This is a genomic window from Streptomyces toyocaensis (assembly GCF_000725125.1).
GTDB lineage: Bacteria > Actinomycetota > Actinomycetes > Streptomycetales > Streptomycetaceae > Streptomyces > Streptomyces toyocaensis.
Genome location: NZ_JFCB01000049.1, coordinates 26920 through 39481, shown reverse-complemented (window position 1 = coordinate 39481; position 12562 = coordinate 26920). Strand labels below are relative to the sequence as shown.

The window sequence follows — 12562 nt, the reverse complement described above, 5'->3', positions numbered from 1 at the left end:
CCAGGACGGCAGCCGGGCCGCTTGCCCCGCCGGCCCGGGCCCGTCCGCGTGAGGCGCCCCGGCCGCGCGTCGGGCCGTCCCGGGCGGGGCGGCCGGCGCCACGCGCAGCGCGTCGATACGGGCGGCCACGTCGCGGGCGCTGTCCGGTCGGCCGCCGGGCTCCTTCGCCAGCAGGTCCAGGATGAGCCGCTCCAGGCGCTCGGGCAGTTCGGCGCGGTGGCCGCGGGGCGGCCGCGGCGGGGTGTCGCGGTGGCCGACGAGGATCGCCCAGGCGTCGTCGAGGTCGAACGGCGGTGCGCCGGTGGCGATCTCGTACAGCACACAGCCGAAGGAGTACAGGTCGCTGCGCCGGTCGACGTCCGAGCCGCTGATCTGCTCCGGCGACATGTAGTGCGGGGTGCCCAGGGCGATGCCCGTGCCGGTCTGCCGGGAGGTGAAGCCGATGTCGTGGCCGAGGCGGGCGATGCCGAAGTCGCAGATCTTCACGGTGCCGTCGTCGAGCCGCACGATGTTGGCGGGTTTGAGGTCCCGGTGCACGACGCCCTGGTCGTGGGTGTGGGCGAGGGCCTCGGCGACCTGGCCGGCGACCTCCACCACCTCGTCGACGGGCAGGGGATGCTGCTTGTTGTCCTCCAGGAGCTGGCTGAGGTTGCGGCCCTGGAGCAGTTCCATCACCAGGTACAGCACGCCATCGGACTCACCGAAGTCGTGCACGACGGTGATCCCGCGGTGCTGCAGGGCCGCGGCCACCCGGGCCTCGCGCCTGAATCGCTCGCGCAGCACACGGCCGAACGACTGGTCGTGCTGCGGGCCGGCGGGTTTGAGGCACTTCACCGCGACCTGACGGCCCAGTGACTCGTCCCGCGCCCGCCACACCTCACCCATGCCGCCGCGTCCGATCCGGTCGAGCAGCCGGTACCGGCCGTGGATCAGCCTGTCGTCCCCCATCTCCTTCGCCCGCCCCCGTCGCAGTCCGCCGCGCCCTCCCCTGGCCTGTCCAGTATGGCGACAACTCGCCCGGTTCTGTACGGTGCCGGACGCGCGGCTCGCGCGCTCCGCGGGCCGGTCAGTTGAGGGTGACGAGGAATTCCGTGCAGGCCCGTGCGCAGGTGCGGCAGGCTTCCGCCGTCCTTTCAGCCCCGGAGTGGCCGTCGAACACCTGCGCGCTCTCCAGGCACACCTGCCGGCACCACTCGACCTGGATCCGGATGGTCTCCTCGTCCACCTGGTTCTGCTCGGACAGCATGCGGCAGGTCGCGTCGCAGACCTCCGCGCACATGATGCCCTTGCGTCGTACGAGTTCCTGGTTCTCGGAGCCGTCCGGGTCGACCAGACCGGCCCGCGTCGCACAGGCCCGAGCGCACTCGGTGCAGGCCTGGGCACAGGCGAAACGGTCTTCCAGGAACCGGAACAGTTCCTCCTGCGATGTCGTGGTCACACCGCGCGGGTTGCCGCGGCCCCGCCGGTCAAACGTCGGAGGTGGTCCGGTGACGGCGAGGTGAGCCGGTTCGCGGCCCGGACCGGGGGTACCCGCGAGCCATGACGAACACCTCATGGATGGAGACGGCCGACCTCGCGGCGAGCCGCGGCGCCGTCGGCGCCGGTCTGGCGGTGGCGGCCGTGGTGGTGGTGGCCCTGCTGATCGGCATGTTCGGCCTCGGCAGCCGCAAGGTCAGGAAAAGCGGGACGCGCAGGCCCACACCCGAGGAGCAGCCCCGTATGCCCGAGGGGGGCCCGGTCCGCGAGGTGCGGGAGCAGCGTGAGCCGGACGAGGTGCCCAGGAGCGACGAGCGCCTGACACCGCACGAGCTGAAGGGCCACGGCAACGCCGGCAGCCGCACCAGCGCGTCGCAGGAGCGGCCCCGCTGGGACGAGGGCGGCAGCGGATCGTTCGGCAGCGGCGGACCGGGCCGCAGCTGACGGTCCCGCGCCGACGCCCACGCACCGTCGTACACCAGAGAAGTGAGCACCATGGCGGATCCCGCACGCAACACCCTGCCGCTGCCCGACTACGACCATCTGCCCCTCGGCGGACTGGAGAGCCGGATCCGCTCGCTGACGGCGGGCGAGGTCGACGAGCTGCTGTCCTACGAGCGGTCGCACGCCGACCGGGTCCCGGCGACCGAGCTGCTGACGGCCCGGCTGGAGCAGTTGCGCGCGGGCGCCGAGCCGACGTCCGGCGACCCGGGCGCGGTGCGCCCCGAGCAGGTCACCGGCAGGACCGGGTCCCCGGTCTCGCCGGCCACCTCGCCGCAGCCGTCCGGTCCTCCGCCGCACGGCACCCCTGACCAGCGGGGCAAGCCGAAGGGCGACCGTACGTAGAGACGGACGCCGCCGCCCGTCGCACCGGGGCGGGTCGTGTGCCGGCCGACCGCATTCCTGCGGTCGGCCGGCACACGACCCGCCCCTTCGTCTGTGCGCAGTGAGGTGGATCACAGCCCTGTGGTGCATCGTTCCGCCAGGTCCCGGGCCTTTGTGTGGGTGTAAGGGGTTGTTCGCACGCGGGGCGGTGGGGATGGAGCGGTTTCGGGCCGACGGCTTCGACGAGTTCGTGGCTGCCCGCTGGTCGGCGTTGCTCCATGTCGCGCGTCTGCTCACCGGCGGCGACCGGCAACGTGCCGAGGACCTCGTCCAGGAGGCGTTGGTGAAGCTGTGGTTCGCCTGGCCGAAGGTCGCCGAGCAGGCACCGGAGGCGTACGTGCGTCAGGTGCTGGTGCGGATGGCGGCACGTTCGGCACGGCGGCGCTGGTGGGGGGAGCGTCCGGTGGGGGAACTGCCCGACCGGCCCGGGCCGGGCGATGTGTCCGCGGTCGTCGCGGAACGCTCCCGGCTGGAGGCCGCCCTGGCCCTGCTGCCTCCCCGGCAGCGGGCCGCGGTCGTGCTGCGCTACTGCGAGGACCTGCCCGAGAGCCAGGTGGCCCAGGCCCTCGGCTGTCCCGTGGGCACCGCCCGCTCCCACGCCTCGCGCGGGGTGGCGCGCCTGCGTCAGATCCTGTCCGACTCCGTCCGGCCCGTGGGGTGAGGGGAGAAGCGATGGACGACTTCGAGCGCGAGCTGACACGCATGATGCGTGACACCCGGCGGCCGGCTCCCTTCGGGCCCGGGCACCGGGCCCGCCTGTACCAGGGCATCCGGGTCCGCCGCCGGACGCGGGTGCTGTTGCGGGCCGGCGGCTCGGCCCTCGCCGTGGCGGGGCTGAGCGTCGGGCTGGCCCTGCTGCCCGGCACCGGGTCGCGTTCCCTGCCCGCCGACCGCCCACCCCTGCCGGCGACCAGTCCGACGCCGCCCCCGCATCCCCCCGGGCCCACCTCCGCCCCGAGCCCGTCCCTCCCGCCCACCAGCACGGCCGGGACCACGTATCCCGGCACCACGGCACCCGGGTACGACGCCACACCGACCTCTCCCCCGTCCGACAAGCCCGGCGCGAGCACGTCGGCGACGACCGCGCCCCCGCCACCGGTCTCCACCGAGCCGCCGGCCACACCCCCGTCGACGGAGCCGGACCGTAGTCCCTCCATGACCGCCGGCGGCTGACGACCCCGCCGCCCCCGCCCCGGGCGGCCCCGCCCGCTCCCTCACCCGACCACCAGCCGGGCGCCTTCGGCATGCCCTCGGGCCCCGCCCGGGCCCCGTCGTGCCCCGCGCCGGAAAGAGACCGTGAACCCGTCATGAGAACCGCGAGGCGGCCGGCACCGACCGGCCGCCGCACATCCGAGGCGTCCGCGTCCGCGGTGGCCCTGCCGCGCCGTGGCCCGCTGTCCGCGCCCCACCCGGACCCCCTCCTGGACGTGGTGGTGCCCGTGCACAACGAGGAGAACGACCTGGAGCCCTGTGTCCGGCGGCTCCACGCCCACCTGGCGGAGACCTTCCCCTACCCGTTCCGGATCACCGTCGCCGACAACGCCAGCACGGACCGCACGCCGCGGATCGCCGAACGGCTGGCCCGGGAGCTTCCGGGGACGCGGTGGCTGCGGCTGGCCGGGAAGGGACGCGGCCGCGCCCTGCACACCGCCTGGTCGCGGTCGCCCGCCCCGGTGCTCGCCTACCTGGACGTGGACCTGTCCACGGACCTCGCGGCCCTGCTGCCGCTGGTGGCACCGCTGATCTCCGGGCACTCGGACATCGCGATCGGCACCCGTCTGGCGCCCGGATCCCGGGTGGTGCGCGGGCCGAAGCGGGAGATCATCTCCCGCTGCTACAACAGGCTGCTGCGCGGCACCCTCGCCGTCGGGTTCAGCGATGCCCAGTGCGGTTTCAAGGCCGTACGGCGGGACGTCGCCGAGCGGTTGCTCCCGGTGGTCGAGGACCGGGAGTGGTTCTTCGACACCGAACTGCTGGTGATCGCCGAGCGCGCCGGGCTGCGCATCCACGAGGTGCCGGTGGACTGGGTGGACGATCCCGACAGCCGGGTCGACATCCTCTCCACGGCGCTGGCGGACCTGCGCGGCGTGGTCCGGCTGGGGCGCGCACTGATCCGCGGCCGGCTGCCCCTGGCCGCGCTGCGCCGCGCCGAGGCCCTCGACGAGGCCGCCGGGCTGCCGCCCGCCCTGGTCCCCCAGCTGATGCGCTTCACCGCCGTCGGGGCGGCGAGCACCCTGCTCCATCTCCTGCTCTTCAGCGTGCTCCGGCCCACGGCGGGCGCCCAGGCGGCCAACGCGCTCGCCCTGCTGGCCGGAGCGGTCGCCAACACCGCCGCGAACCGGCGGCTCACGTTCGGGGTGCGGGGCCGCGACGGTGCGCTGCGCCACCACCTCAAGGGCCTGGTGGCCTTCCTCGCGGGCCTCGTCCTCACCGGTGGTTCGCTGGCCGTCCTGAACCGCACCGCACCGGGAGCCGGCTCCCGCGCGGAGCTGCTGACGCTGGTCACCGCCAATCTCGCCGCGACCCTGCTGCGCTTCCTCCTCCTGCGCGCCTGGGTGTTCCCCGGCCACCGCTCCCGCCGTACGACAGGATGCTCCGCCCCATGACCACCGCCCAGGCCGGGCCGGCCACGTCCGCACCCCCGCCCCGCGTCTTGCCGCCGTCCGCCCCGTCCCCGCGCGGGCGGCTGCGCCGCGCCGCCGCGCGCTGCGGGCCCGTCTTCGCCGTGTACGGCGTGCTGAAGCTCGTGGGCTTCGCCGTTTTCATGTTCCTGCTGGACTCGGCCGGCGACTTCCGCGGGAAGCACCCGCGATTCGGCGGGGGCGCGCACCCCTGGGACGTCCTGGGGAGCTGGGACGGGTGGTGGTACCAGCAGATCGCCCTGCACGGCTACGACCCGGCGCTGGAGCCCGTCCCCGGCGCCACCGGTCTGATCACCCTGAAGGGCAACTCCGCCGCGTTCTTCCCGCTGTACCCGGCGCTGATGCGGATGGTCATGGAGGTGACCGGGCTCGGCCCGTACGGCGCCGGCATGACGGTGTCGGTCGTCTGCTCGTTCGTCGCGGCGCTCGGCATCCACGCCGTCACCACACGGCTGGGCGGGCACCGGGCCGGTCTGATCGCCGTCGGGCTGTGGGCGGTGTGGCCCGGATCCGGCGCCGAGTGGGCCGTGTACTCCGAGTCCCTGTACACGGCGCTGGCCGCGTGGGCCTGCTGGGCCGTGATGACGCGCCACTGGCTCACCGCGGGGGTGCTGACCTTCACCGCCGGGCTCGCCCGGCCGACGGCGGTCACTCTGGTCGCCGCGCTGGCCGTCGCCGCGCTGCTCGCGGTGCGGCAACGGCGGGAGGGCTTCGGGCGTCCGCTGGCCGCGGTGGTCATCGCCCCGCTGGGCGTGGCCGGCTACCTGGGCTGGGTGGGGTACCGGATGGGCGACTGGGGTGGCTACAACAAGCTCCAGGACGGTGCCTGGGGCCACAGGTTCGACTACGGCCGGCACACCGTCGACGTGCTCACCTCCGTGCCCGTGGGTCACTTCGACTACCTGTTCGCGATGCCGATGGAGGACATGATCGGCGTCGGGGTGGTGCTGCTGGTGCCGGTGCTGACCGTGCTGCTGGTGCGGCTGCGCCCGCCCGTCGTCCTCGTCGTCCACACGGTGCTGTCGTACCTGATGGTGATGGCCACGCAGCAGTACTTCGGCAACGTCTCCCGCTATCTGCTCCCGCTGTTCCCGCTGTTCGTCCCGCTCGCCGTGGCGATGAGCCGTCTGGGCCGGCCGTCGCTGGCCGCGGTCCTCGGCACGGCGGCCCTGGCCTCGGGGTCGTACGCGGGCTACGTCCTGTTCGAGCTCGGCGTGCCGTAGGCCTACCGTGGAGGAATGGCCGCCGACGCGGTGACGCTGTTCCTGTGCGGTGACGTCATGCTCGGGCGTGGCGTCGACCAGATCCTGCCGCACCCGGGCGACCCCGCGCTGCGGGAGGAGTACGTCCGGGACGCCCGTGACTACGTGCGCCTCGTGGAGGACGTGAGCGGCCCCGTTCCCCGTCCCGTCCCCTTCTCGTGGCCGTGGGGCAGAGCCCTGCGGGTGCTGGAGGAGGCCGCCCCGGACGTGCGGATCGTCAATCTGGAGACGTCGGTCACCCGCAGTGACACCTTCGCGCCGGGCAAGGCCGTGCACTACCGCATGCACCCGGCCAACCTGCCCGCTCTCGCGGTGGCCCGTCCCGACGTGTGCGTCCTGGGCAACAACCACGTGCTGGACTTCGGCCGCCCGGGACTCCGGGAGACCCTGGACGTCCTGGACGGCGCGGGCCTGAGGACGGCGGGCGCGGGACGGGACGCCGGCACGGCGTACGCGCCCGCGGTGGTCCCCGTCGAGGGCGGCCGGGTGCTGGTGTACGCCCTCGGGACGACGTCGAGCGGCGTCCCGCCGGGCTGGGCGGCCACGGCGGACCGGTCCGGGGTGGCGTACCTCGCGGAGCCCACGGCCCCCGCGGCCGAGGCGCTCGTGCGGCGGGTACGGCGGGCGAAGGGGCCGGGGGACGTCGTGGTGGTGTCGGTGCACTGGGGGTCGAACTGGGGCCACCACGTCCCCCGGAGCCACGTCCGCTTCGCCCACGCCCTGGTGGACGGCGGGGTCGACGTGGTCCACGGCCACTCCTCGCACCACCCCCGCCCGGTCGAGGTGTACCGCGGCCGGCTCATCCTGTACGGCTGCGGCGACTTCGTCGACGACTACGAGGGCATCACCGGCCACGAGGAGTTCCGGGACGACCTGCGGCTCGCCCATCTGCTGTCGCTCGACGCGGACACCGGCCGGATGGCCGGACTGCGGATGGTGCCCCTGAGGGCGCGGCGGATGAGGCTCGAACCCGCCGCGCCGGACGAGCGGGTCTGGCTGCGCGAGACCCTCGACCGGATCAGTGACGTGGACGTCGCACCGGCCGCCGACGGCACGCTCACAGTCGTCCCCGCGGGTCGGGCGGGCGGAAGCGGTCGTTGACGACGTGGCCGTCGACGCCGCCGTCCTCGCGGGTGATGACCTGCCGCACGACGGCCCCCGGGCGCGCACCGGAGGCGGGCCCCGGTGCGCGCGGGTGCGTCGGGCCGCGTCCCGGCCAGGCGGCGTGCTGCGGCTGCGGCTGCGGCTGCGGCTGCAGGAACCGGGCCAGCAGGTCGTCCAGGCTGACCATGCCGGTGAGCCTGCCGGAGGCGTCGCGGACGACGGCGAACGAGGACCGGCGGCGGCGCAGCAGGTCGATCGCGTCGGCGACCGTCGCGTCCTCGGTCAGCGCGGGCACCGGACGGGCCAGCGCACGGGCGGCGGCGGCCCGGCCCCGGGCGCGGGCCACCAGGGCGTCGCGGGCGTGCACCGAACCGAGGACCGTGTCGTGTTCGCGGACCAGCAGCCGGGTGCGGTCCCGGGCGGCCGCCACGCGCAGGATCTCGTCGAGGCCGGCGGCGCCGTCCACCCAGACGATCTCCGCGGCCGGCACCCGCACGTCCCGTACCGGGGTCTCGGGCTCGGTCAGCGAACGCGTCAGCAGCTCCGAGTCCGTCTCACTGATCAGGCCGAGCCGCTCGGACTCCGCGACCAGGTGGGTGAGCTGCTCCCGGTTGTGCACCGAGGCCAGCTCGTCGCGCGGGGTGACACGGCACAGCCGTACCAGGGCGTTGCTCACCGCGTTGAGCAGCCGGATCAGCGGCCGTACGGCCTTCACCACGGCCCGGAAGGGCGGTGAGAGCAGCATCGCGGACCGCTCGGGGTGGGCGATGGCCCAGGACTTGGGGGCCATCTCACCGATCACCATGTGCAGGAACACGACGACGATCATGGCGACGGCGAAGGCGACGCCGTAGCTGAGCGCACCGGGCAGGCCCAGCGTGCGCAGCAGCGGGTCGAGTTCGTGCGAGATCGCGGGCTTGGACACCGAGCCCAGACCGAGGGTGCAGACGGTGATGCCGAGCTGGGCGCCGGCGAGCATGAGCGACAGTTCACGCATGCCGGCCAGGGCCGACCCGGCGCCGCGCCGGCCCTCGGCCGCCGCCTTCTCCATGCGGTGGCGCTTGGCGGCGACCAGCGCGAACTCGGCGGCCACGAAGAATCCGCTGCCGATCAGCAGCAGCACGGTGACGAAGAGCGCCATCGGGACACTCATGCCTGCTCCTCCATGGCCGGGTCCTGCCGCCGCATCCGCACCCGGTCGGGCACGTGCCGGTCGAGGGTGCGTACGCCGATCACGGCGGTGCCCCCGTCGGGCAGCTCGACCGTGAGCCGGTCCCCGATGGCCGGGAAGCGGCCGAGCCGGTCGACGATCAGGCCGGCCACGGTGTCGTAGTCCTCCTCCTCGGGCAGTGCGACGCCGGTGGCCTCGGCCACCTCGTCCAGCCGGCGGCCGGCGTCCACCAGCCAGCCGTCGCCGTCCGCGACGGCGACCTCGGTGACGGTGTCGGACTCGTCGGCGATGTCGCCGACCAGTTCCTCGGCGACGTCCTCGTAGGTGACGATGCCGGCGACGCCTCCGTGCTCGTCCAGGACGACCGCGAACTCGTCGCCCCGCTCCCTCATCTGGGTCACGGCGTCTGGCAGCGGGAGGGTGTCCGGCAGCAGCAGCGGCCGCCGGGCGATCGCGCCTGCCGTGGTGCCCTCGAGACGGTCCGCGGGCAGGCGCATCAGCTCGGCCACCCCGAGGACGCCGCCGACGTCGTCGGGGTGGTCGCCGAGCACGGGGTAGTTGGAGTGGCCGTGCCTGGCGATCAGGCCGACCGCTTCGGCGGCGGTGGCGTCACCGCGGACGAAGACGGCGTCCACACGGGGCACCATCACCTCGTCCAGGGTCCGCTCGGAGAACTCCAGGGCGTGGTCGAGCAGGGTGGCGGTGTCCTTGGGCAGGGCTCCCTGCTCGTGGGACTCGCCGATCAGGTGGCCCAGTTCCTCGAGCGTGGCGCCGTGGTGCAGCTCCTCCACCGGCTCGATGCCGGCCCGGCGCAGCAGCCTGTTCGCCGTCGCGTCGAAGACGTGCACGACCGGTCCGACGACCTTCAGGTAGGCCAGCGTGGAGCCGGCCAGCGCCTTGGCCAGCCGTTCCGGGACGGCGATGGCGAGGTTCTTCGGGGCCAGCTCGCCCAGCACCATCTGGACGACCGTGGCCAGCACGAAGGCCAGCACGACCGCGATGCCGCTCACGGCGGCGCCGGGGACGCCCAGACCGGACAGCGCGGGCCTGAGCAGCGCGGACACCGACGGTTCGGCGATGAAGCCGACCACCAGGCCGGTCACGGTGATGCCGAGCTGGGCCCCGGACAGCATGAACGACAGCCGTTCCAGGACCTTCAGGGCGCGTGCGGCCTTCCGGTCCCCGGTCTCGGCCTCACGGGCCAGGGCGAGGCGGTCGGCGGAGACGTAGGCGAATTCCTGGGCGACGAAGTAGCCGGTGCCGGCGGTCAGCACGAACACGCCCAGCAGTCCCAGGAGGGCGTTCGCGGCGCTCATCGGCGCGTCGACGAGGGGGTGTCCCGCCGTGTGCGGTGCTCAGGGGGTGCCTGGCGGGCGGGCCGGGGACGGTGCCCCGGGGGGTCCGTCGGTCTGGCGGACAAGGACGTGCTCCTTCTTCGGGTGTACGGAATGTGAGCGCTCCCGGCCGGGTCCGTGTTCCCGGCCGGGAGCGTCAGGCGGTGGCCGGGGCCGCCGGACCGACCAGTTCGGACAGCACGTCCTCCATGGTCACGAAGCCGATGACCGTGCCGCTCTCCCCGACGGCGGCGGCGAGGTGGCTGCCCTCGGCCCGCAGGGCGGTGAGCGTGTCGTCGAGCGGGGTGTCGATGCGCACCCGGGTGACCCTGTGCAGCGCGCTGCGCGGGAAGGGCCGGTCGCGGTCGGCGGCGCCGAGGGTGTCCTTGATGTGCAGGTAGCCCAGGACGGCGCCGTCGGGGCCGGTGACGGGGAAGCGGGACAGGCCGGCTTCGGCGGCCAGCCGTTCCAGCCGGGCGGGGGTGACGGTGTGTTCGACGGTGCGCATCCGCCGAGCGGGGACGAGGATCTCGCCGACCGGCCTGGTGCCCAGCTCGAGCGCGTCCCGCAGCCGCTCCCCGTCGGCGGGACCGAGCAGGCCGGCCTCGCTGGAGTCGACGACCATCCGGGCGAGCTGGTCGTCGGTGAAGACCGACTCGACCTCGTCCTTCGGCTCGACGCGCAGCAGGCGCAGCAGGACGTTGGCGAAGGCGTTGATGCCGAAGACGACCGGCCGCAGCGCGCGGGTCAGCGCGACCAGCGGCGGGCCCAGCAGCAGGGCCCCGGCCACCGGCGCGGCGAGCGCGACGTTCTTGGGCACCATCTCGCCGATCAGCATGTGCAGGTACGTGGCGACGGTCAGGGCGATGACGAACGCGATCGGGTGCACCAGGCCGGCCGGGAGGTGCACCGCCTCGAAGCCGGGTTCCAGCAGGTGCGCGATGGCGGGTTCGGCGACCGCGCCGAGCACCAGGGAGGAGACGGTGATGCCGAGCTGGGCGGTGGCCATCATCGCGGACAGGTGTTCCAGCGCCCACAGCGTCATCCGGGCGCGCTTCTCGCCCGCCTGGGCGCGGGGCTCGATCTGGCTGCGGCGCACCGAGATCAGGGCGAACTCGGCGCCGACGAAGAACGCGTTGGTCAGCAGGGTCAGGGCGCCGATGGCGAGCTGCAGAGCGGTCATCGGGCTCCCTCCACGACCGGGAGTCCGGCCGGGGCCGGTGCGGTGAGGCGTATGCGGTCGGCGCGGTGGTGCTCGACCTCCAGCACCTCGAGCCGCCAGCCGTCGAGGTCCACGGCGTCCCCCTCGGCGGGGATGCGGGCCAGGCGGGTGGCGATCAGTCCGGCGACGGTCTCGTAGGGGCCGTCCGGCGCGGTGAGTCCGATGTCCGTGAGCCGGTCGAGGCGGACGCTGCCGTCCGCCTCCCACACGGCGCGCCCGTCCTCCGTGGCGGGGGCGGGCGCCAGGTCGGGCGCCTCGAGGGGGTCGTGCTCGTCGCGGACCTCGCCGACGACCTCCTCGACGATGTCCTCCACGGTGGCCACGCCCGCCGTGCCGCCGTACTCGTCGATGACCACGGCCATGGTGCGGTGCGCCCGCATCCTCTCCAGCAGCCGGTCGGCCGTCAGGCTGTCCGGGACGAGCAGGGGCGGGGTGGTCAGGTCCGTCACGGGTGTGCCCGGTCGCCGCTCCGGCTCCAGGGCGAGCACGTCACGGATGTGGACGGTGCCGACCACCTCGTCGAGGCTGCCGCGGTACACCGGGAAGCGGGACAGACCGGTGGCGTGGCTGAGGGCGGCGGCGTCGGCGGCGGTGGCGTGCGCCTCCAGGGCCCTGACGTCGACCCTCGGGGTCATCACGTTCTCGGCGGTGAGCTCGCTCAGGTGCAGGGTGCGGACGAAGAGTTCGGCGGAGTCGGCCTCCAGGGCGCCCTCGGCCGCGGAGCGCCGGGCCAGCGCGCCCAGTTCCTCGGGGGTGCGGGCGGAGGCCAGCTCGTCGGCGGGTTCCAGTCCCAAGCGGCGTACGAACCGGTTCGCGGTGCCGTTCAGGTGCCCGATGAACGGGCCGAAGGCGGCGGTGAAGGCGCGCTGCGGCCCCGCGACCACCTTCGCGACCGCCAGGGGCCGGGAGATGGCCCAGTTCTTCGGGACCAGTTCCCCGACCACCATGAGCACGACGGTGGACACCGACACGCCCAGCACGGTCGCCACCGTCGGGGCGGCGCCGCCCAGCCCGGCCGCGCGCAGCGGCGTGCGCAGCAGGGCGGCGAGGGACGGCTCGGCGAGCATGCCGATCACCAGGGAGGTGACGGTGATGCCGAGCTGGGCGCCGGACAGCTGGAGCGTCAGGCGCCGTACGGCGCTCAGCGCGCTCGCGGCGCCACGTTCGCCGGCGTCTGCGGCACGCTCCAGGTCACCGCGCTCGACGGTGGTCAGGGAGAACTCGGCCGCGACGAACACCGCGCAGGCCAGGGTCAGCGCCAGTGCGAGCAGGAGCAGCAGGACCTCGGTCACCGTGCCACCCCCGTTCCCTCGCTGGCCGTACGGCGCGGACGGGCGGTGGTGGCACGGCTGCTACTGGGAGGATCACCCATCGGGGGACCGTCGCTCCTTCTCGGACGTGTGGACGCATGTGGTGGGAAAGCAGGATGGCCTGTTTCTACGCCAACTGTAAAGGAGCCGCAAAGT

Annotated in this window: 12 protein-coding genes and 1 pseudogene; 7 read left to right on the top strand and 6 right to left on the bottom strand. The window is 74.2% G+C overall.

Annotation, left to right across the window (positions count from 1 at the left end; translation table 11 throughout):
* A partial coding sequence (locus BU52_RS31075; protein WP_157847935.1) for a serine/threonine-protein kinase occupies positions 1-948 on the bottom strand: 948 nt, incomplete at its 3' end.
* A 118-nt stretch (positions 949-1066) separates the two neighbouring features.
* Positions 1067-1438, bottom strand: coding sequence for a ferredoxin (locus BU52_RS31070; RefSeq protein WP_037940821.1), 372 nt, complete (start codon positions 1436-1438; stop codon positions 1067-1069).
* A gap of 101 nt (positions 1439-1539) precedes the next feature.
* Here BU52_RS31070 and BU52_RS31065 point away from each other — a divergent pair, with 101 nt between their 5' ends.
* The 7 genes from BU52_RS31065 to BU52_RS31035 all read left to right on the top strand — a co-directional run bounded on the left by BU52_RS31065 (position 1540) and on the right by BU52_RS31035 (position 7366).
* Positions 1540-1920 (top strand): DUF6479 family protein, encoded by a 381-nt coding sequence (locus BU52_RS31065; RefSeq protein ID WP_037940820.1) that lies wholly within the window; start codon positions 1540-1542, stop codon positions 1918-1920.
* A gap of 51 nt (positions 1921-1971) precedes the next feature.
* Positions 1972-2322, top strand: a complete 351-nt coding sequence (locus BU52_RS31060; RefSeq protein ID WP_037940818.1) for a hypothetical protein — start codon at positions 1972-1974, stop codon at positions 2320-2322.
* Between the two features lie 193 nt (positions 2323-2515).
* The gene (locus BU52_RS31055) at positions 2516-3022 is read left to right on the top strand and encodes a SigE family RNA polymerase sigma factor (RefSeq protein WP_037940816.1); all 507 of its coding nucleotides are present in this window, start codon (positions 2516-2518) and stop codon (positions 3020-3022) included.
* A gap of 11 nt (positions 3023-3033) precedes the next feature.
* Positions 3034-3534, top strand: a complete 501-nt coding sequence (locus BU52_RS32960) for a hypothetical protein (protein WP_051858734.1) — start codon at positions 3034-3036, stop codon at positions 3532-3534.
* 134 nt (positions 3535-3668) lie between these two features.
* Entirely contained in the window at positions 3669-4967 is a 1299-nt protein-coding gene (locus BU52_RS31045) for a glycosyltransferase (RefSeq protein WP_078903541.1), read from the top strand.
* Positions 4964-6226, top strand: a complete 1263-nt coding sequence (locus BU52_RS31040; RefSeq protein ID WP_107061317.1) for a hypothetical protein — start codon at positions 4964-4966, stop codon at positions 6224-6226. The genes BU52_RS31045 and BU52_RS31040 overlap by 4 nt, the downstream gene beginning before the upstream one ends.
* Before the next feature lie 15 nt (positions 6227-6241).
* Positions 6242-7366, top strand: coding sequence for a CapA family protein (locus tag BU52_RS31035; RefSeq protein WP_037940815.1), 1125 nt, complete (start codon positions 6242-6244; stop codon positions 7364-7366).
* Positions 7367-7511: 145 nt separating this feature from the next.
* Here BU52_RS31035 and BU52_RS31030 read toward each other — a convergent pair.
* From BU52_RS31030 to BU52_RS31015, 4 genes and pseudogenes are all read right to left on the bottom strand, one after another.
* Positions 7512-8522: pseudogene (locus BU52_RS31030) on the bottom strand (hemolysin family protein); the annotation flags it as partial.
* Positions 8519-9856: a hemolysin family protein gene (locus BU52_RS31025; RefSeq protein WP_037940814.1), complete on the bottom strand. Its 1338-nt coding sequence runs from the start codon at positions 9854-9856 to the stop codon at positions 8519-8521. The pseudogene BU52_RS31030 and the gene BU52_RS31025, both read right to left, overlap by 4 nt.
* 175 nt (positions 9857-10031) lie before the next feature.
* Positions 10032-11057 carry a hemolysin family protein gene (locus BU52_RS31020; protein ID WP_037940811.1) on the bottom strand — a complete coding sequence of 342 codons (1026 nt, stop codon included), beginning with the start codon at positions 11055-11057 and terminating at the stop codon, positions 10032-10034.
* A complete protein-coding gene (locus tag BU52_RS31015) occupies positions 11054-12388 on the bottom strand; it encodes a hemolysin family protein (RefSeq protein ID WP_037940809.1) in 1335 nt (444 codons plus the stop codon). The genes BU52_RS31020 and BU52_RS31015 overlap by 4 nt, the downstream gene beginning before the upstream one ends.
* Positions 12389-12562 lie beyond the last annotated feature (174 nt).